This window comes from Bradyrhizobium roseum (genome assembly GCF_030413175.1).
Classification (GTDB): Bacteria; Pseudomonadota; Alphaproteobacteria; order Rhizobiales; family Xanthobacteraceae; genus Bradyrhizobium; species Bradyrhizobium roseum.
On sequence record NZ_CP129212.1, the window covers coordinates 2,415,905 to 2,436,416 of the forward strand.

General features: G+C 63.9%; 19 protein-coding genes. 5 read left to right on the top strand and 14 right to left on the bottom strand.

Annotated elements, in window-relative coordinates:
• Positions 1-18 precede the first annotated feature (18 nt).
• The 14 genes from QUH67_RS11475 to QUH67_RS11540 all read right to left on the bottom strand — a co-directional run bounded on the left by QUH67_RS11475 (position 19) and on the right by QUH67_RS11540 (position 13,737).
• Positions 19-690 carry an ATP-binding cassette domain-containing protein gene (locus QUH67_RS11475; RefSeq protein WP_300946793.1) on the bottom strand — a complete coding sequence of 224 codons (672 nt, stop codon included), beginning with the start codon at positions 688-690 and terminating at the stop codon, positions 19-21.
• A complete protein-coding gene (locus tag QUH67_RS11480; protein ID WP_300946794.1) occupies positions 687-1,433 on the bottom strand; it encodes an ABC transporter ATP-binding protein in 747 nt (248 codons plus the stop codon). Before QUH67_RS11480 ends, QUH67_RS11475 begins: the two co-directional genes overlap by 4 nt.
• Positions 1,430-2,416: a branched-chain amino acid ABC transporter permease gene (locus QUH67_RS11485; RefSeq protein ID WP_300946795.1), complete on the bottom strand. Its 987-nt coding sequence runs from the start codon at positions 2,414-2,416 to the stop codon at positions 1,430-1,432. Before QUH67_RS11485 ends, QUH67_RS11480 begins: the two co-directional genes overlap by 4 nt.
• Before the next feature lie 13 nt (positions 2,417-2,429).
• Positions 2,430-3,326 carry a branched-chain amino acid ABC transporter permease gene (locus QUH67_RS11490; RefSeq protein ID WP_300946796.1) on the bottom strand — a complete coding sequence of 299 codons (897 nt, stop codon included), beginning with the start codon at positions 3,324-3,326 and terminating at the stop codon, positions 2,430-2,432.
• Between the two features lie 89 nt (positions 3,327-3,415).
• Positions 3,416-4,720: an ABC transporter substrate-binding protein gene (locus QUH67_RS11495; RefSeq protein ID WP_300946797.1), complete on the bottom strand. Its 1,305-nt coding sequence runs from the start codon at positions 4,718-4,720 to the stop codon at positions 3,416-3,418.
• 162 nt (positions 4,721-4,882) lie between these two features.
• Positions 4,883-5,569 (bottom strand): cyclase family protein, encoded by a 687-nt coding sequence (locus QUH67_RS11500; RefSeq protein ID WP_300946798.1) that lies wholly within the window; start codon positions 5,567-5,569, stop codon positions 4,883-4,885.
• A 37-nt stretch (positions 5,570-5,606) separates the two neighbouring features.
• The gene (locus QUH67_RS11505) at positions 5,607-6,896 is read right to left on the bottom strand and encodes a TRAP transporter large permease (protein ID WP_300946799.1); all 1,290 of its coding nucleotides are present in this window, start codon (positions 6,894-6,896) and stop codon (positions 5,607-5,609) included.
• Positions 6,897-6,902: 6 nt separating this feature from the next.
• A complete protein-coding gene (locus tag QUH67_RS11510) occupies positions 6,903-7,424 on the bottom strand; it encodes a TRAP transporter small permease (RefSeq protein ID WP_300946800.1) in 522 nt (173 codons plus the stop codon).
• A gap of 96 nt (positions 7,425-7,520) precedes the next feature.
• Positions 7,521-8,522, bottom strand: coding sequence for a TRAP transporter substrate-binding protein DctP (dctP, locus tag QUH67_RS11515; RefSeq protein WP_300946801.1), 1,002 nt, complete (start codon positions 8,520-8,522; stop codon positions 7,521-7,523).
• Between the two features lie 46 nt (positions 8,523-8,568).
• On the bottom strand, positions 8,569-9,312 hold the full coding sequence (locus tag QUH67_RS11520) for a GntR family transcriptional regulator (RefSeq protein WP_300946802.1): 744 nt from the start codon (positions 9,310-9,312) through the stop codon (positions 8,569-8,571).
• Positions 9,313-9,432: 120 nt separating this feature from the next.
• A complete protein-coding gene (locus QUH67_RS11525; protein ID WP_300946803.1) occupies positions 9,433-10,137 on the bottom strand; it encodes a substrate-binding domain-containing protein in 705 nt (234 codons plus the stop codon).
• Positions 10,137-12,272 (bottom strand): xanthine dehydrogenase family protein molybdopterin-binding subunit, encoded by a 2,136-nt coding sequence (locus tag QUH67_RS11530; RefSeq protein WP_300946804.1) that lies wholly within the window; start codon positions 12,270-12,272, stop codon positions 10,137-10,139. Before QUH67_RS11530 ends, QUH67_RS11525 begins: the two co-directional genes overlap by 1 nt.
• On the bottom strand, positions 12,269-12,739 hold the full coding sequence (locus tag QUH67_RS11535; RefSeq protein WP_300946805.1) for a (2Fe-2S)-binding protein: 471 nt from the start codon (positions 12,737-12,739) through the stop codon (positions 12,269-12,271). The genes QUH67_RS11530 and QUH67_RS11535 overlap by 4 nt, the downstream gene beginning before the upstream one ends.
• A 26-nt stretch (positions 12,740-12,765) precedes the next feature.
• Positions 12,766-13,737 (bottom strand): tripartite tricarboxylate transporter substrate binding protein, encoded by a 972-nt coding sequence (locus QUH67_RS11540; RefSeq protein WP_300946806.1) that lies wholly within the window; start codon positions 13,735-13,737, stop codon positions 12,766-12,768.
• A gap of 176 nt (positions 13,738-13,913) precedes the next feature.
• On the opposite strand from QUH67_RS11540, the gene QUH67_RS11545 reads away from it, so the two are divergent.
• From QUH67_RS11545 to QUH67_RS11565, 5 genes are all read left to right on the top strand, one after another.
• Positions 13,914-14,978, top strand: coding sequence for an ABC transporter substrate-binding protein (locus tag QUH67_RS11545; protein WP_300946807.1), 1,065 nt, complete (start codon positions 13,914-13,916; stop codon positions 14,976-14,978).
• Between the two features lie 5 nt (positions 14,979-14,983).
• Positions 14,984-16,357 (top strand): MmgE/PrpD family protein, encoded by a 1,374-nt coding sequence (locus QUH67_RS11550; RefSeq protein ID WP_300948012.1) that lies wholly within the window; start codon positions 14,984-14,986, stop codon positions 16,355-16,357.
• 6 nt (positions 16,358-16,363) lie between these two features.
• Positions 16,364-17,116: an SDR family NAD(P)-dependent oxidoreductase gene (locus QUH67_RS11555; protein ID WP_300946808.1), complete on the top strand. Its 753-nt coding sequence runs from the start codon at positions 16,364-16,366 to the stop codon at positions 17,114-17,116.
• Between the two features lie 83 nt (positions 17,117-17,199).
• Positions 17,200-19,308 carry a molybdopterin oxidoreductase family protein gene (locus QUH67_RS11560; RefSeq protein WP_300946809.1) on the top strand — a complete coding sequence of 703 codons (2,109 nt, stop codon included), beginning with the start codon at positions 17,200-17,202 and terminating at the stop codon, positions 19,306-19,308.
• Positions 19,309-19,379: 71 nt separating this feature from the next.
• Positions 19,380-20,162: an enoyl-CoA hydratase/isomerase family protein gene (locus QUH67_RS11565; protein ID WP_300946810.1), complete on the top strand. Its 783-nt coding sequence runs from the start codon at positions 19,380-19,382 to the stop codon at positions 20,160-20,162.
• Positions 20,163-20,512 lie beyond the last annotated feature (350 nt).

A 20,512-nucleotide genomic window follows, 5' to 3' on the forward strand; every position in this document is an offset into this window, starting at 1 on the left:
AGCCAGGACGGGCCGGGATCACGGACCGGCGGGCACGGGATTGGCGCCACGTTCGATCGTGAATTCCATGTCGATCAGGCCCCGCGAGTGATTCAGGTCCGATTGCGACATCAGCAAGGTTAGATCCTTGCCCTTGAGGGATGCCAGCACCTCGGACAGCCGTTCCGACAGCGCCGGTGCGATGCCTTCGAACGGCTCGTCGAGCAGCAGGCATTTGGTGCCGACGGCCAGCGCGCGACCGAGCGCGACCAGCTTTTGCTGTCCGCCGCTCAGCAACAACGCCTTGCGCTGGCGCATCTCGGTCAGTTCGCCGATCATCTCATAGACAAACTCGAGCCGGGCCTTGCGGTCGAGATGTTTTGCGACCCATAGCGGCAGCATGATATTCTCCTCGACCGTCAGCTGGGGCACCAGGCAGCGGTCTTCCGGCATGTAGCCGATGCCGAGTGCGGCGCGCGCATGGCGCGGACGGGACGCCAGGTCGCTGCCTTCGAACTGCACCTTGCCCTTGACTGGCGTGAGATGTCCCATGATCGAACGCATCAGCGTGGTCTTGCCCGCGCCGTTGCGCCCGACCAGGCTGACCATGGCGCCCTTTGCGATGTGCATCGTGAAGCCGCGCAACGCCGGCATCGACTGGATTTCGACGACGAGATTGTCGATCGCGAGTAACGGCGCCGCATCGGTCATCGCGCGCCTCCGGTGACGTAGCGGCGGACTTCCTGATTGTTCAGGACGTCGGCAGGTACCCCATCGGCCAATATTCGTCCCTGGTAGAATGCCACGACGCGATCGGCGTAGCGGCTGACGATTTCCATGTCGTGCTCGACGAAGACGATGGTCGCAGCGTCAGGTGCGACGGCGTGGATTACGCGATCCATGGTTCTGAATTTTTCTTCGGCCGACACGCCGGAGGTCGGCTCGTCGAGCAACAACAGTTTTGGACGGCGCACCAGCGCCATGGCGATGTCGATCAGCTTGCGGACGCCGCCCGCAAGCTCCGAGATCGGGCGGTCGGCCTGATCGGCAAGGCCGAAGCGTTCCAGCAACTCGACTGCGGTGCCGCGACGGCCCTGAGCCTCCGCCGGCGCCCGAAGCGACATTCGTGTGCCGGTGCCGGAAATCGCCACGGCGAGATTTTCGGCGGCGGTGAGTTCGACGAACAGCTGTGGAATCTGGAACGAGCGCGAGATGCCCAGCCGGGCGGTACTTCGCGGCGAACGCCGGCCGATGTCGACTCCATCGAGCAGGATGGTGCCCTTGTCGGGCTTGAGATAGCCGGTCACCATGTTGACGAAGGTGGTCTTGCCGGCGCCGTTGGCGCCGATCAGGCTGATCTTCTGACCCGCCGGAATATCAATTGTGAGCGCATCGGCGGCCACCACCGCGCCGAAGCGTTTCTCAAGTTTGCGTACGGAAAGAACCGGGTTCACGACGCGGCTCCTCCGGCGGGGGAAACGTCAGCCGCGACGCGCCGCTTCCGACGATCCTTGATCCAGAGCGAGCCGATGCCGCGCGGCAGAAACAGGATGACGCCCAGCAGGAATATGCCGAGCACCAGCTGCCAGGTGTTGGGCAGATAGAGATTGGAAAACGAGCGGACCAGCTCCAGCGCCATGGAGGCGACGAAGACGGCGGCGACGCTCTGGTTGCCGGCCAGCACCGCCACGAAGACGAATTCGCCCGATGTTGTCCAGTAGGCAAATTGCGGATCGATATGCCGCTGCGCCATCAGGGCAAACGCGCCGCTGGCGCCGGCAAAGACCGCGGCGATCGCGAAGTTGATCGATATGATCCGGTTGGCCGAGAGGCCGAGATATTCGACGCGCAGGTTGTTTTCGCGCACCGCCAAACTGGCCAGGCCGAATTCGGACCGGAACAGGATGGTCGCAGCGATGCCGGCAAATCCGGTCACGATGACCGAGACGGCATACAGCATGAAGTCGGCCTCGCGCGGATCGGTGAAGCTCATGCCGAACAGGCTTGGCCGTCCGACGTTGAACCCGTCGGAGCCGCCCAGCGCAGTCGTTTTCACCAGTACGCCGTAAAACACCATCGACAGCGCCAATGTCAGCATGCCGAAGAAAATCCCGCTGTAGCGCGCGATCAACGGCCCGATGACGAGGCCGAGCAGGCCGCCGCAGGCGGCGCCGACGATCACCTGCGCCACGGCATCGGTGAGACCCCAGGCGTTGGCGATCAGCGCCACGCCATAGCCGCCAGCCGCGAAGAACAGGCCCTGGCCAAACGAGACGTTGCCGGTGCGCGCCAGCACGACGATGCCGAGCGAGATCAGCGCATTGGAAGCGGCCACCGTCGCCAGCGACAGGGTCCAGGTCGGCAGTACGCGTCCGAACAGCGTCACCGCGACGACCAGCGCGATCATGATCAGGGGATGCAGATCTTTCCTTGTCAAAGGTCTTTCCTCATCAGATCCGCCTTGCCATCTCGCGCTTGAACAGGCCCTCGGGGCGGAACATCAGCACTGCCGCCATGATCAGATAGATCATGAACAGCTCGGCCTGCGGCATCAGGTGCACCGACGCCGCGCGCGCCAGCCCGACCAGAAGGGCGCCGACCGCCGCGCCCTCGACGCTGCCCAGCCCTCCGATCACGACGATCGCAAAACTCAGGATGATGACGTCGGAGCTCAGCCCCGGCTGCATCGATATTTTCGGCGCGGTCAGGGCGCCGGCGAGGGCGGCGAGCAGCACCCCGAACGCGAAGGCAATCGCGTAGACGCGGTTGACGCGTACGCCCATGCTGACACTCATTTCCTCGTTATGGATGACGGCGAGCACGATCTTGCCGATCACGGTGCGATTAAGGCCGAACCAGATCGCGAAGCCGATCGCGGCCGAGATCGGTATCAGCACCAGGTCGTAACCGACATAGTAGAGCCCGGCGAATTCGAGATTGCCGAACAGCTCATAGGGCTGCGTCGCATAGATTGGATTGACGCCCCAGATCAGCTTGGTGACGTCCTCCATGATCAGGAATACGGCGTAGGTCACCAGCAGCAGCACCACTTCGTCGCGGCCGTAGAACATCTTCAGGAGGCCGCGCTCCAGCAACCATCCGACCGCGGATGCGATCAGCGCCACCGCGAGCAGCATCGCGACGAAGCCGACGCTTGGGGGGAGGCCGCGCGCGGCGATCATGGTCACGACGGTCGCCGCGATATACGCGCCCAGCGCATAAAAGCTGCCATGGGCGATGTTGAGGATCTTCAAGACGCCAAACACCAGCGTGAGCCCGAGGGCGACGACAAACAGCCACGACGCCTGGATCAGGCCGTCGAGAACGATCGTCAAAAAGAAATTCATGGCGGCGGCGTCACGCAGGTCGTCGGTGGACAGAAAAAGGCGGCGCGAATCCGGTCACGCGCCGCCATGGGTTCGTCAGATGCCCATGCCTAGTCGCACTTGGCGCCCTGCATGCCGCCCTTGATCCAGTCGATCGCCTTCACGCCCGGCGGCGGGTTGACGCATTCGGCGGCAAAATACTGGATGTCGACGAGGTCGACCCGCTTCAGGTCCGGATTGTACTTGGTGCGGCTGAAGGCGATCGGCTGAATCGCCTGATGGCCGTCGGCGAGCTTCATCTGGATCAGGCCGCCGGGCGACGGCCACTCCAGCCCGGTCATGGCCGCGACCATTTCATCGGTCGACGGCTTCTTGCCGCCGTTCTTGGCCATGGCCTTCTCGACCGCGGCCTTCAATCCGAGGATGGACTGCGTCGCGCGGTAGGCGGCCTGAACCGGATAGACGCCGTTGGCGGCTTCGTACCCCTTGAACAGCCAGTCGTTCAGCGGCGATTTCTGCGACATCAGGCCGTAGGCGCCGCGGGCGCCGATGATGGTGCCGTCGGGCATCTTGTCGCCGAGCGGCGGCAGCACGTGATCAGCGGCGCTGAATACGAGCTGGCTGCGCTTCGGCAAGCCACGGGGCGCCGATTGCAGGACGAAAGCCTGCAAATCGCCGCCCCACAGGCTGGAATAGACCACGTCGGAGCCGGCCCCCACCAGCGCGGAAATTTCGGTGCCGTATTGGCCAGCGCCGAATTTCGGCAGCAGGTCCGTCTGCAGCTTGACGCCGGGATAAAGCTGTTCGGCGGCGGCGATGAAGTCGGCCCGGCTGTCCTGGCCCCAGGCGTAATCCTGGTTGATCGCCGAAAGCGTCGTCATCTTGATGTTCTTGGCCTTCATGTACCGGATGAGGCCGACATTATCCATCGTGGCATGGGCGGCGGTGCGGAACACGTAGTTGTATTTGGCGTCCTCGAAAATGCGCGGTGTGCCGCAATCCATCAGCACCAGCATCTTCTTCAGTTCTTCCGCGATCGGTGCGACGGCAAGGCAGTCGCCGGAGCCGATATAGCCGAGCACGACATCGACATTGTCGCGCTGGTAGAGATTGCGCAGTTCCTGCACCTGCTTAGTGGCGCCGCCGTTCTCATCGATGATGACCGGCTCGACCTTGATGCCGCCGAAGCCGACCTTCTCATAGGGCGCGGGGGCGGCACCCTTGTTCAACTGATCGATGACGAACTGCGCGCCGTTGCGCGCGGGGACGCCAAAGCTGTCCGCCGCCGGGCCGGAAAGAAAGGTCACGATGCCGAGCTTGAAAGTTTCCTGTGCAGCTGCCGGAGCCACCAGCGCGAACGATGCCGCGACGGATGCAAGAATGGCAGCACGGTTAGCCCGCCGAAAACGGTTCATGATTTCCTCCCTCCGATGCCGGCGGTTGTTCCCGCCCGATTATCCGCGCCGCTTTTAGCCAGCGTCGGCCTCACTGACCAGAGCTTAGGGAAGCTTTGACGGCCCGTCCATACGCGGGCCTGGGAGGGGAAGGGGCGTGGCAGCGGCGTGATGCCGCTCCACTCACATGTCGAACACGGCAACCGCGCGGATCGGCGAGGCCGTCCCGCCGCGCCACTTCATCGGCAGGCCGATGAAGGTGAACGGGCCGCTTCCAAGCAGCGCTTCGAGATTGCACAGGCTCTCGATATGGGTGATGTCGAGGTCGAGACAGGCCTTGTGCACGAGGGCATTGACCTTGCCTTCCGGTCCCGGCCGCATCGAATCGATGCCGAAATGCACGACGCCCTGCTGCGCCAGCCATTCGGTGCCAGCGACGTTCACGCCGGAATTGTCGCTCGAATATTCCTTGCGGGGGAATGTTCGCTCATGGTGACCGGTACATAGCAGGACGGTGCCACCCTTCGGCACCGGCGTACCGGCCTTTGCCGCCGCCGCTTCCAGATCGGCAGGCCCAATCTCGGCGCGCGGCGCAATATGGCGCAGATCGATGCAGATGCCCGGCACGATGCATTTTTCCAGCGGATACTGGTCAATCGAAATGCCGCCCGGTCCGAAATGCCGGGGCGCGTCGATATGGGTGCCGGCATGGTCCACCATGGAGATGAACATCGATGCCAGCCCGTGCACATTGCCGGACTCGGCAAAGGATTCTTCGTGGGTCTTCCAGACCCCATGCATGACCGGCGGGTGGCCGGGATAGCTCGGGGTGCGGTGATAGAGCTCTCTCGAGAGGTCGACGATCTTCACGCGGTATCTCCTCCGCCCGCGAAAGGCGGCGCCTTTGCTAGAACCCGAATGCCCTCGGCAGCGCGAGCGACAGCCACGGCACATAGGTCACGATCATCAGCACCGTAAACATCACGTAATAGAATGGCCAGATGCCGCGCATCACTTCGTCGACCGACACCTTGCCGATGGCGCAGCCGACGAACAGCGTGGTTCCGACCGGCGGCGTCAACAGGCCGATGCCGAGATTGAGCAGCATGACGATGCCGAAATGTACGGGATCGATGCCAAAGCTCTTTACGACGGGCAGCAGGATCGGCGTGCAGATCAGCAACAGAGGCGCGAGATCGAGCGCGGTTCCCAGCACCAGCAGCATGATGTTCAGCCACATCAGCAGCACGTATTTGTTGCTGGAGATGGCGACAAAGAACTCGGTCATCTTGGCCGGCATCTGCATCAGCGCGGCGACATAACCGAAGCACGATGCGGTGGCGACCAGCGTCAGCACCATCGCCACCGTCTGCAGCGTCTTGTAGACGAGCAGTGGCAATTCGGACCATTTGTAGTCGCGATAGATGAACATGGTGACGAAGAACGCCCAGACGCACGCGACGGCGCCGGCCTCGATCGGCGTGAACACGCCGGTGAGGATGCCGCCGAGCACGATCACCAGCGTCACGATCCCCCATACGGCGTCGCCGAGCATCTTGACCGCCTGTTTGATCGGGACCGGTTCGCCCTTGGGGTGCTTGTCGCGATAGGCGTAGAACAGGCAGAGCAGCATCAGCGAGAAGCCCAGCAGCAACCCGGGAACCACGCCGGCCAGGAACAGGCTCGTGATCGAGACCACGCCGCCGGTCGCCAGCGAATAGATCACCGAGTTGTGGCTCGGCGGAATGATGATCGCCTGCAGCGAGGCGCTGATCGTCACGTTGGTTGCGAACACCCGCGGATAACCTTTTTCGGCCATCTGGGGAATCATCACCGAGCCGATCGCGGAGGTGTCCGCAACCGACGATCCGGAGATGCCGCTCATGATCGTGGTCGCGAGAATGTTGACCTGCGAGAGGCCGCCGCGCATGCGCGTGAAGCCGACGACGACGGCGGCAAAATCGACCAGTCGCCGCGCCATGCCGCCTTCGGCCATGATGGCGCCGGCCAGCACGAAGAACGGGATGGTCAGCATCGAGACCTTGCCGACGCCGCTGGCGAATTGCTGCATCACCGCGCCGACCGGCAGGTCGATCCACAGTGCGCCGACCAGCGCGGACAGTGCCAGCGCATAGGCGATCGGCATACCGATCGCAAAGAACAAGCACATGCTGAGAAGCAGGACCGCAATATCCATGGCTGTTTACTCGACCGGTACGTGGGCGTCTGCGCCGTCACGCGGCGGCGGACCGATGGTCAGGCGTTCGACGACGAACAGCAGCATCATGGCGCCGCTGATCACGATGGGCAGGTAAGTGATGCCGACCGACAGCCACGGAAATTCGTCGACCGAATTGTCCCAGGTGGTGTGAACCAGCCGCATGCCCCAAACCACCATGAAGATCGCGATCACGCCCATCAACACTTCGCTTAGGAAGAGGGAGGCGCGGCGCAGGGGCGGCGGCAGCAGGTCGGTACCGACCGTCATGTTCATGTGGATGCGCTGACGATAGCAGTTGGCCGAGCCGATGAAGGTGATGGCCACAGTCAACAGCACGGCCATCGGCTCTGGCCATGACGATGCGCTATTCAGGACATAGCGGGTATAGACGGCCCACGGAATCACCGCCGAGACCAGCACCAGCGCCACGCAGGCGATCCCGGCGCCGGTCCAGTAGACCGCATCGTTCACACGCCGGAAAATTCCGGCCGCAGAATTGGACATTTTGACCTCAGGAAATGCGCTTCAATCGCCTCGGCAGGCGCGGATGCGGGTGCCCGGAACGGAGTCCGGCCACCCGCTGAGTTGGCGCGCGGCGCGCTAGTTCACCGCCTCGATGCGCTTGACCATCGCGGCATATTTCGCGCCGTATTTGTCCCAGACCGGCTTGACGGCTTCCTGGAACGGCTTCTTGTCGATCTCGGTGATGATCTCGGTGCCGGAGGCCTTCATCTTCTCGATCGCGGCGTTCTCCGCCTCGTACCAGAGCACGCGCTGCTCCTGCTGGGCCTCCTTGGCCACTTTCTTGACCAGCGTCTGATCGTCCGGCGTCAACTTTTGCCAGGAGATGCGCGAAAACACGAGCAGCTCCGGAATGATCAGGTGCTCGGTCATCGTAAAGTACTTGGCGACCTGGTTGTGGTTCTGCGCGACGAACGACGGTGGATTGTTCTCGGCGCCGTCGACCACGCCGGTCTGCATCGAGCTGAACACCTGGTCGAAGCCCAGCGCGACACCATTGCCGCCCAGCGCGTTCATGGTGTCGACGAACAGCGGATTACCCATCATGCGGACCTTGAGGCCCTTGAGGTCGGCGATGGTCCGGATCGGCCGCTTGTTGTTGTAGACGTTGCGCGAGCCTGCGTTCATCCAGCACAGCGCGATCAGGCCGGTCTTTTCGGTGTTGGAGATCTTGGCCAGCAGCTCGTCGCCGATCTCGCCGTCGATCACCTTCTCCATGTGTTTTGAGTTGCGGAACACGAACGGCATGTTGAAGACATTGACGTCGTCGACGACCGGGCCGACCGCGCCGACCGAAATGCGCGCGATCTGCAGCGCGCCGAGCTGGGCCTGCTCGATCATCTCCTTTTCGCCGCCGAGCTGCATCGACGGGAACATCTGGATCGTCAGCCGGCCGTTGGTGGCGGCTTCCAGCTTCTTGCCCATGCGGACGACGGCCTCGACCGTCGGATAGCCCAGCGGATGAACGTCGGAAGCCTTCAGCACCATTTTCGTCTGCGCAAGGGCGGATGACAGTGGCGCTGTGGTCGCCATCGTGGCGCCAAGCCCGGCGCTCAACTTGATGAAGTCGCGGCGTTTCATGGTATTCCCTCCCAAGGTTGTTTATCGTTTTATGGACTTCCGAACTCTAGTCTCGCTCTTCGAAGTACTCCGGATTGATGTGCTGCGTTGCCGAGATGTTTTCGAGCAGGCTCGCGAGATGGATCTCCATCGCCCGCCTTGCGCCTTCCGCGTCATGTGCCTCGATCGCGTCGAGCACGGCCGCGTGCTCGACGATCACTTTTGCGATTCGCCCGCGTTGGGGCAAGGTGAGCCGGCGATAGCGGTCGACATGGACTTTTACCTGCTGGATATATTTCCAGATGCCCGGATAGCCGGCGACCTCAGCGACTTCAGCATGAAACGCCTCGTCGGCCTGATGGAACGCGTCGCTGTCGCCGGCCACACTGGCCTCGCGCTGGCGTTCCAGGATCGACTGCAGCGACAATATCTGGCTCGACGTCGCGCGTTCGGCGGCGAGCCGCGCCGTGGTCTCCTCCAGCGCCTTGCGGATGATGATGGCCTCGGGCAGCGCCGCCACCGGAATACGCGCGACGAAGATGCCGGACTGCGGATAGATCTCCAGCAGGCCTTCATCCGATAATTTGAGAATGGCCTCGCGCACGGGCGTGCGGCTCACGCCGTAGGCGAGGGCGATCGTCGCTTCCGAGATCGCCTCGCCGGGGCGGCGCTGCAGCGACACCAGTTCGCTGCGAAGATCGGAATAGATTCTTGACGCCGTCGTCGCCGTGCGCGGCCTGCCGTTGCGGCGCGGGCCGGCGGCCATTCGGCGAACCTTCGGTTCGGCCTTCTTCGATGCGCGGACAGGCATGACGTTTCCCCGATTGATATATTAGTATATGAATCTGTCTTGGCAATCGGAAATCAACCCGTGCGAGTGGATTGCGCCGCGCGCGCGGCGGTTCATCCAATCGTTGGAGTCTGCGTCGGCCTAGTGGCCGCTGACGAAGCCGGCGCGCCTGCGCTGTTGCTGCTGTCCCGCGCCGGTCAGCAAGGCGATCAGATCCCGCGCCTGCTGCGGATGGGCGGCGGCGGCCGCGACGCCTGCCGTGTAGGTGGTTGCGAGTTCGCAACCCGGAGGCAGAGCACCGGAAAGGGTCACGGCGGCGGTGGAGATGATTTCGGTCGATTGCGTGCACCCGATCGGACGCTGCGCCTTGGATGCGGCCAGTTCGCGCATCGCGGTCGCGCCGTTCGGAAAGATCCTGAGGCGGTCGGCGACCTCGTCGGCGATGCCGAGCTGTTGCAGGACATTGGCAACATGAATTCCGGCGGTCGATGCCTTGGTGTCCGGCACAAAGATCGCATCGGATTCCAGCAACGTCCGGCGCAAGTCGTCGGCATCCTTGACGTTGGCTTGGGGATCGCCGGTGCGGACGGCGAGCGCGGTTTCGACCAAGCCGATATCGGCAATCGTTGCGGCGACGATCAGCTTCTCCTCCGCCAGTCTGGCGAGAAGCGCTGCGGTCAGGATGACGAGGTCCGACGGCGTGCCCTTGCGCAATCTGTCGGCCATGATGCCGACCGCGCCGAATTCGCCCGCAATTTCGAAGCCGGTCTGGGCCTTGAAATCAAGTGCAAGGCTTCCGACCAGCCCCTGCGCCGCGCCCCCGCTCAGGATCTTCAGCGTATTCATCACGTCGCTTCCATTGCGGCGATGATCCTGTCGCGCGTGATCGGCAGGTCGCGCACCCGCACGCCGAGCGCGTCGAACACCGCATTGGCAATGGCCGCCGTCACCGGGCCATGGGCAGCCTCGCCGGCGCCGACCGGGTCGACGTCGCTCCGCTGGATCACCTCGACCTCCACGTCAGGCACTTCACTGAAGCGCAGGATCGGATATTCCGCCCAGCTCGTGCTGGTGATGCGCTGCCGGTCGAAGCGGACGCGTTCCTTCAGTACCCAGCTCGTGGCCTGAATGGCGCCGCCCTCGATCTGGTTGATGACGCCGTCGGGGTTGATGGCTTCGCCGACATCGACGGCCAGCGTCAATTTCCTGACCGCAATCTCGTCGATGCCCTCGATTTCCGCGATTGCAGCGCAATAGGCGCCGGTGTTCTTGTAGCGGCCAAAGCCGATGCCATGACCGATGCCGGGTTGCCTGTCGGGCTTCCACTTCGCGCGGGCGGCAACGGCGCGGATCACGTCCTTGGCGCGCTCATCGCGCAAGTGACGCAGCCGGAACGCGACCGGATCCTCGCCGCGCTCGGCCGCGATTTCGTCGAGGATGGATTCGATCGCGAACACATTGCCCTGACCGCCGAGCGTTCGCAGCGCCGAGGTGCGGATCGGCATGGTGGTCAGGCGATGGCTCTCGATGCGCCAGGACGGAAGATCATAGAGCGGGATCGCGTTGCGGTCGCTGCCGCCGCCATTGGACTGCGGTGGATTGATCGAGACCATGCGCGGAAACGGGTTCGCAAGCTCGTATCCCGCCAGTAATGCGGGTTGCGCCGCGCGTCCCGGCCGCGCCACATGGCCGTTGCCCCAGATCGAATGCCGCCAGTCGACGATTTCGCCCTGCGCATCGAGATCGACCTCGATCTCGATCGCCATCGCCGCTCCGAACGGTGCATCCGACATTTCGCCCTGACGCGACCACTGTACCCGCACCGGCCGGCCGCCAGCACTTCTCGCGAGCAGCACGGCGTCGAGCGCGACATCGTCGGCGGCGTTATGACCATAGCAGCCGGCTCCCTCCATATGCTCGACCGTGATATTTTCGACCGGCCGTTTGAGAACCAGCGCCAGATCGGCGCGCAGCAAGTAGACGCCCTGGCTATGGGTCCAGACACGGACGTGGTCACCGTCCCATTGCGCCATGGCGCAGGACGGAGCGATTGAGGCGTGGGCGATGTAGGGTCGGGTGTATTGCCGCCGGATGGTCCGCGCGGCCGCGCCTGAAGAGGCGGCCGTCTTCTTGTCGATGATCGTCGATTCCGCTGGCTGGGTTTTCAGGAACGAGGCCAGGTCATTTTCGTCGGGCAGGGGCTCGCCTGCGGACCATGATGCGCCCTTGCGCAAGGCGGCGAGCGCCGCCTCTGCGCCATGTTCGGTCTCGCTGACGACACCGGAAAAATTGCCGTCGCGCACGATCGCGACGAGACCGGGCACTGCGCGGGCACCATCCTCCTTCAACCCGACAAGCTTCGCGCACGCGTTCTCCGGCCGCAGCACCCGGCCATGCAGCATTCCCGCCAAGGCCTGATCATGGATAAAGCGCGGCCGGCCCAACACCTTGTCGGGAATATCGATCCGTTGAACCGAATGGCCGGCCAGCGCCCGGCGCGATGCGGTCTTCGGCGTAACGCCCGGCGTGGCGTCGCGATCGAGCGAGACGTCGTCGGCCAGTTCCCAATAGCTGGTCCTGACATTGCCGGGCCCCGAAATTGTGCCGTCCTCGATGTCGAGCGCATCGGCCTCGACGCCGAGCCGTTCCGCGGCCTGTCGAAGAAATATCCGGCGAACCTCGGCGCAGGCGTGGCGCATTGCGCGGCCCGACTGCTGGATGGAAAGGCTGCCGGAGGTGACGCCCTCGTTGGGGCTGCTGGCCGTCGACGCGCGGACCATCTGCACGCGCGAGAGGTCGATGTCGAGTTCGTCGGCGGCGATTTGCGCCAGTGCCGTCACGATGCCTTGCCCGATCTCCACCTTGCCGGGCGAAACCGTCACCTGGCCGGTGCTGGAGAATTTCAGCCACGACGACAGTTTTGGGTTCGCCGCGAGGCTGACCGGCAGTGCGGGCGAGGGAGTGGATGCTTGCTGGCTCATCGCGCCGCCATTTCTTCCGCCGCGCGCAGCACCGCGCGCACCATGCGGTTTTGCGAGCCGCAGCGGCAGAGGTTGCGATCGAGCGCTTCCTTTACGTCCCGACTGGTCGGCGACGGATTTTGCTTCAACAGCGCCGCCGCGCTCATCAGGATGCCGGAGACGCAATAGCCGCATTGCATCGCCTGTTCGGCGATGAAGGCGCGTTGCAGCGGATGCGGCTGCTCGTCTGTTCCCAGCCCTTCGAGCGTGGTGACATCCTTGTCCGCCACCGACCATAGCGGCGTGTCGCAGGCGGATACGGCGTGGTCGCCGAGGATGACATTGCAGGCGCCGCACTCGCCGGCGCCGCAGCCGAAATGCGGTCCGGTCACGCCAAGTTGTCCGCGCAGAACGTCCAGCAATGACCGGTCGGGATCGGCGTCAATCTCGGTCTCGGCGCCGTTGAGGCGAAATCGAACGCTGGGCATCGTGGGCGAACCTTTTTCAACGTTTCTTATTGCGGCGGCTTGTCGAACTTCTTCACCACTTCCGCCCACTTCACTATATCGCCGCGCAGGAATTTGTCGAACTCCTCGGGGCTCATCGACATCGGCACGGCGCCCTGCTGGGTCCAGAGCTTGACAACATCGGGCCGCTTCACCGCGGCGTTCACCGCCGCATTGAGCTTGTCGATGACCGGCTTCGGCGTGCCCGCGGGCGCCATCAGGCCGAGCCAGATGGTGGCCTCATAGCCGGGAACGCCGGCTTCGATCGCGGTTGGGGTATTAGGCAGCACGGTCGAGCGCGTCTGGCCCGTCGTCGCCAGCGCGCGCACTTGATTCTCGGCGACGTTGGGCGCCATCGCCGTCACCGCGTCGATCATCATCTGCACCTGGCCGCCGATTACGCCGCTGCGGGCCTCGCCGCTGTTGCGGTAGGGCACGTGCAGGACGTCGATTCCGGCCATGGCTTTGAACAGCTCGCCCGCCATGTGATACGGCGTGCCCTGGCCGGATGACGCATAGTTCAGTTTCCCGGGCTGCGATTTGGCCAGCGCGATGAACTCCTGCAGCGTCTTGGCTTGCACGGAGGGATGAAGGACGATGACGAGGTCGGAAGAGTTGACTGGCGCGATCGGCGCAAGATCGCGCATCAGTTCATACTTGCGCTGCGGAACCAGTGATTCATTCGCGGTCTGGGTATTCGACATCATCAGCAGCGTATAGCCGTCCGGCGGCGACTTCACGACTTCCTGCGTGCCGATGACGCCGCCGGCACCGGTGCGGTTCTCGATCACGAAGGGCTGACCAAAGCTTTCCTGCAGCATGCTCCCGATCTGGCGGGCGGTGACGTCGGCAGGCCCGCCGGCGCCGAAGGGAACGATTACCTTCACCGGCCGCGACGGATAATCCTGCGCCTGTGCTCCGGGCAACGTTGTGGTGAACAGCGCGGCAGCCAGCGCCAGTGCGATCCTTGCGGCCGTCATTTATCCATCCCCCGACGTTTATTTTATTCCTTGCTGCAAGTTTAGCTGCAATGGGAACGGGCTGTCGACGAAAGACTGGCTGCGCGCCCCCGGAATAAAAGATAGTCTCGGGTGTAACGGACCGAGCAGGAGCGAGCCCATCGAGAAGGCTCGACCAACGACAACTGGGAGCGCCCATGAAGAAATCGATCTCGCGCCGCCATCTGCTTCAGGGCACCGGCGCTGTTCTCGCAAGCGCAGCATTTTCCACGCGTGTGATGGCGGCGGCGCCGCCGCCGGAGGCCGTGACCCCGGCCTTGATCGAGGCAGCAAAGAAAGAAGGCAAGGTCATCTATTACACCTCGACCGATTTGCCGGTCGCGGAAAAGCTGGCCAAGGCGTTTGAGGCGAAATATCCGGGCATTTCGGTCCGCGTCGAGCGCACCGGCGCCGAGCGCGTGTTCCAGCGCATCGGGCAGGAATATGCCAGCAACATCCGCGCTGTCGACGTGGTCAATTCGTCCGATGCCGCGCATTTCATCGTCTGGAAGCGCGACGGCGTTCTGGCGACTTACGTGCCGGAGGAGGTCGCAAAATTCTATCCGGACGAGCACAAGGACCCGGACGGCCAGTTCGCGAGCTTTCGCGTGTGGCTCAGCATCATTGCCTACAACACTAATCTGGTGAAGGCGGAGGATGCGCCGAAGAGCTTTGCCGAACTGCTCGACCCCAAATGGAAGGGCAAGATCGTCAAGGCGCATCCGGGCTATAGCGGCACCATCATGACCGCAACCTACCAGATGCAGCGTGATCTCGGCTGGACGTTCTTCGAGCAACTCGCCAAGCAGAACATCATGCAGGTGCAGTCATCGGCCGATCCGCCGAAAAAGCTCGACCTCGGCGAACGCGCGCTGATGGCTGACGGCAACGAATACAACATTTTCCAGCTGAAGGAGGCAGGCCGCCCGGTCGAGCCGATCTACGCCACGGAAGGCTCGCCGCTGATCATCGGACCGAACGGCGTCTTCAAGGAAGCGCCTAATCCGAACGCGGCCAGGCTGTTCCAGTCGTTCAGCCTCAGCCGGGAGGCGCAGCAGCTGATCGTCGACGTCGGCGGCCTGCGCTCGGTGCATTCTCAGGCGGTCGAAAAAGCGGGGCGCAAGTCGCTCAAGGACATCAAGACCATGAAGGACGATGCCGCGGCGGTGGAAAAGGAGAGCGAAGCGATCAAGGCACGCTACACAAAGATCTTCCGCATTTGACCGATATGGCCTCGGGACTGCCTGAGACTTCGGTCGCCGAAGCGCTGGCCGAAAGGATTGTCGCACTGCACGCTGGTGCCTTGCCGGCGGCAACCAGGCGCAAATGCGAGGATCTGCTGATCGACGTGGTCGGCCTGTGCGTCACCGCGCGCAACGAGGACTATGTCGGAAGTGCGCTCGCGGGCTGCGACGATGACGGCCCCTGCACGGCGATCGGGCACAAGCGCACGCTGAATGCGGCGGGCGCCGCCTTCGTCAACGGCACGGCCGCGCACGGCGAGGATTTCGACGACACGTTCGAGGGCGGCCCGGTCCATGCCGGTGCCGTGATCGTGCCGGCGGTGCTCGCCGCCTGCGAGCGGCATAATCCGGATGGCCGCGTGGCGCTGACCGGGGTTGCCGTCGGCACGGAGGTGCTGTGCCGGTTGAGCCTCGTGGTGCCGAAGGCGGTCCACAAGGCGGGCTTCCACCCGACCGCGATCTTCGGCGCGATGGGCGCCGCCGCCGGTGTCGGCGCGGCGCTCGGTCTCAATGCCAGGCAGATCGTCGATGCGCTCGGCATCGCCGGCAGCATGGCCGGCGGCATCATCGAGTATCTCGCAGAGGGGGCCTGGACCAAGCGGATGCATGCCGGATGGGCGGCGCAATCTGGCATCCGCGCAGCACTGCTGGCGCGGGAAGGGTTCGTTGGCCCCCGCACGGTGTTCGAGGGCGTGCATGGATTGTTTCACGGCTTTGCGCATACGACCAAGGGCGATTACGGCGCGCTGACCGGCGATTTCGGCACGCGCTGGGTCACCGACACGCTGGCGTTCAAGCCCTATCCATGCGGGACGATGGCGCAGCCCTATATCGATTGCGCGCGCCGGCTGGCCGCGCGCGGCATCAAGCCCGAGGACGTCACCGAGATCATCTGCGAGGTGGCGGAGGGAACGGTGCACCGGCTATGGGAGCCGCTCGCCGACAAGCAGCGTCCGCGCAACGGCTATGCCGCCAAGTTTGCCGTGCCTTATCTGCTGGCCACCGGCTTCGTGCACGGCGGCGTCGGGCTCGGCGCGTTCACGGAAAGCGCGGTCCGAGACGAGCGCGTGCTGGCGCTCGCGGCAAAAGTGAAATTCGTGATAGATCCGGACAATCCCTATCCGAACAATTACACTGGCCACATCCGCGCCACGCTGTGCGATGGCAGCGTGGTGGAAGAGCGCCAGCCCTATCTGCGCGGCGGCGCGCAGGAGCCGTTGACGCGGCAGGACGTGACCGACAAGTTCTTGCTCAACGCCGCACATGGCGGCTGGAGCACGGTGCAGAGCGACGCAGCGCTGAAACGCTTGGCGGAGCTGTATAATGGCCGCATCGATCTCTCTTCACTGCGTGGGTAAAGCGTCATGACCAAAGAACTCGCAGGCAAAGTCGCCATCGTCACGGGCGCTGGTCGCAATATCGGCCGCGCCATCGCGCTGACGCTGGCGGAGGGCGGGGCGTCCATCGTGGTGAACGCGCGCAGCAACTACGCCGAGGCGGAAGCCGTGGCGCGAGAGATCGAGACAGCCGGCGGCAAGGCGCTTGTCCATATCGGAGACGTCGCCGATGCCGTCGCGGTGCAGGCCATGGCGGATGCGGCGGTCAAACGATTCGGGCGTATCGATATCCTCGTCAATAACGCGGCGCTGCGGCGCGAGAAGCCGTTCGCCGAGATGAGCTATGCGGCGTGGCGGGAAATTCTCGACGTCACGCTCGATGGCACGTTCCTCTGCGTAAAGGCTTGCCTGCCGGCGCTGCGGCAGTCGGGCGCGGGAACCATCGTCAACATCGGGGGCCTGAGCGCGCATACCGGTGCCAAGAACCGCGCGCATGTCGTGACCGCGAAGGCGGGCATCATCGGCCTGACCCGGGCGCTGGCCCATGATCTGGCCGACGACGGCATCACCGCGAACTGCGTGGTTCCCGGGCTGATCGGCACGCCACGACCCAAGGACAAGCCGGAGCCGGCGCATCACCTGACCCATCATACGATCACCGGCAACCGGGGCAGGCCGGAAGACGTCGCTGCAACCGTGCGTTTTCTGTGCGGGCCCGGTGCACGCTACATCAACGGGCAGGCCATCCACGCCAATGGCGGGGCCTATTTGGGCGTCTGATGCATGGCTAACGGCTAGTTTTGCAGGTGGACTGCCGGGAAAACCCTCTCGGCGGTCGCGCGTTTTAATGTTACCAAAAACGCATGAACCAGCATGCCAAGGTCGATATCCGCCACTCCACCTGTCCGCATGATTGCCCGTCGGCCTGCGCGCTCGACATCGAGGTGATCGACGGCCGTTCGATCGGCCGGGTCCGCGGCTCCAAGCTGCAGACCTATACCGCCGGTGTCGTCTGCGCCAAGGTCGCGCGCTACGCCGAACGGATTCATCACCCTGACCGGCTGCTCCATCCGATGCGCCGTACCGGCCCCAAGGGCTCCGGCCAGTTTGCGCGGATTTCCTGGGACGAGGCGCTGGACGAAATCGCCGCGCGGTTCGACCAGGCCGAGCGCGAATTCGGGGCTCAATCGGTATGGCCCTATTATTACGCCGGCACCATGGGGCTCGTGATGCGCGACGGCATCAATCGCCTTGCCCATGTGAAAAAATATTCGCGCTTCTACTCGACCATCTGCGCCAACATCGCCCGCGTCGGTTTCTCCATCGGCACCGGCAAGATTGCCGGCGTCGATCCGCGCGAAATGGGTGTCTCCGATCTCGTCGTGATCTGGGGCACCAATCCGGTCAACACCCAGGTCAACGTGATGACCCACGCCTCGCGCGCCCGCAAGGAGCGCGGCGCAAAGATCGCGGCGGTCGATATCTACAATAACGACACCATGAAGCAGGCCGACATCAAGATATTGCTCCGGCCGGGCACCGACGGCGCCTTCGCCTGCGGCGTCATGAACGTGCTGTTCCGCGAGGGTTACGCGGACCGCGCCTATATGGACCGCTACACCGATTGCCCCGACGAGCTGGAAGCGCATCTGGCGACGCGTACGCCGGAATGGGCCTCCAACATCTCCGGCGTGCCGGTGCAGGAAATCGAGGCGTTCGCGCGCGTCGTCGGCCAGACCAAACGTTCGTTCTTCCGTCTTGGCTATGGCTTTACCCGCAGCCGCAACGGTGCGGCGCAGATGCATGCCGCGCTGTGCATCCCCGCGGTAACGGGGGCTTGGCAATATGAAGGCGGCGGCGCCTTCTTCAACAATGCCGGGATCTGGAAGTTCGATGAATCCATTATCGAGGGCCACGATGCGATCGACCGCACGACGCGCTGGCTCGATCAGTCGCAGATCGGCCGCATCCTGACCGGCAACGCCGAGGCCCTGAAGGGTGGACCGCCGGTCAAGGCGATGCTGATCCAGAACACCAACCCGGTGACGGTGGCGCCCGAACAGGCGCTGGTGAGAGAAGGCTTTGCGCGTGAGGACCTGTTCATGGCGGTGCATGAGCAGTTCATGACGGAAACGGCCGCGATGGCCGATATCGTGCTCCCCGCCACCATGTTCATGGAGCATGACGACCTCTATTACGGCGGCGGTCAGCAGCATATCTCGGTCGGCGCCAAGCTGATTGATCCGCCCGGCGAGTGCCGTTCCAACCACGAGGTACTGCAAGGCCTCGGCCGCCGCCTCAACGCCGTGCATCCGGGATTCGAGATGTCGCCGCGTGAACTGATCGATGCGACGCTGAAGAAGAGCGGTCACGGCGACATCGAAACGCTCGAAGCCGATCTCTGGCGCGACATCCAGCCGGATTTCCGCACCTCGCATTATCTCGACGGCTTTGCGCATGCCGACAAGAAATTCCACTTCAAGGCCGACTGGGCCAACCCGCCGTTCGGCAATCCGGGCCTCGGCCCCTGGACGCAGTTGCCCGGGCTGCCCGATCACTGGGCGGTCATCGAGGAGGCGGATGAGCAGCATCCGTTCCGCCTCGCCACCTCGCCATCGCGCAGCTATCTCAACAGCAGCTTCAACGAGACGCCGGGCTCGCAGGCCCGCGAGGGCGCGCCCACGGTGATGATCCATCCGGATGACGCCGCAGGCCTGTCGATCGCCGATGGCGACGCCGTGACGCTCGGCAATGTCAGGGGCGAAACCACGCTGACCGCAAAATTGTTCGACGGCCTGCGCCGCGGCGTGCTGATCGCCGAGTCCATCCATCCGAACAAGGCCCATATCGGCGGCCGCGGCATCAACATGCTGACGGGGGCGGAAACCGTGGCACCCGTCGGCGGCGCGGCTTTCCACGACAACAAGGTCTGGGTCAAAAAGGCGACGCCAGCGACTGCGCGCAAGAGCTAGACCGGGCTTGCAGTCCACGGTCATCCTGCCGCAAATGCTGGCCAGCATTTGGCAAACGGATGAGCGGGACAATGACCGACACGAGCAGCGTGATCAACGAGAAGCGCGGGCAGGCGTTCTGGATTACCATCAACCGGCCCGACAAGCGCAACGCCATCAACGCGGACGTGGTGGCCGGCATCGTGCGCGGCTACCGCGAGGCGCATGACGACAAGGATGTCCGTGTCATCGTCCTTACGGGGGCGGGCGACAAGGCGTTCTGTGCCGGCGCCGACCTGCAGAACAGCGGCGCCGCCTTCGCGATGGATTTTTCCCGGCCGAATGTCGACTACGCGGACCTGCTGCGGCTGTCGCAGAACGCCACCAAGCCGGCGATCGCGCGGGTGGGCGGCGTCTGCATGGCGGGCGGCATGGGCCTGCTGTGCATGACCGACATGGCGGTGGCTGCCGATCATGTCATCTTCGGGCTGCCCGAGGTGAAGGTCGGCGTGTTCCCGATGCAGGTGCTGAGCCTGCTGCAGTCGATCGCCCCAAGACGCCTGATCAGCGAGTGGTCGTTGACCGGCGAGCCGTTCGACGCGCACATCGCCAAGGAAGCCGGTCTCCTGAACTACGTGGTGCCGGAGGCCGAACTCGACGCCAAGGTCGACTGGCTGGTCAGCCGCATCGTCGACAAGTCGCCGACCGCGATTCGGCGCGGCAAATATGCGATGCGCGCCATCGCGTCGATGTCGTTCGACGAGAGCATCGCCTATACCGAAAGCCAGATCGCGCTGCTGGCGATGACGGAAGACGCCAAGGAGGGCCTCAAGGCCTTCGGGGAGAAGCGCAAGCCGTCATGGCCGGGCAAATAGCGGCTGTATTTCATATTGGGATGGGCCTTGAGAAGGCTCGTTCTTCTTGTGGGTGCTCGCGACCGGTCGCGGTGATCGCAACGTATTGCTTGCCATCGTGCTCTTAGCTCACGACTCTCGCCTGGCCGCCGGCCTGCAGGCGGTGTTGCCAGAGCAGCCGTTCGGGCGCGGTCTCGTAGCGCGGATCAAGTTTTTTGAAGCATGCGACCTCTTCAGTGCTCTCGAGAGCTCGGGGCGGCTGCTTCCAAGTATCTGTTGGACGATAGCTTCGGCTGCCGGTGTTCCAACACATCGATTCTGGATTGATTTGTGGACATGGTGTCGCACCTGTCGTCCCGCGTGCCGTGGCC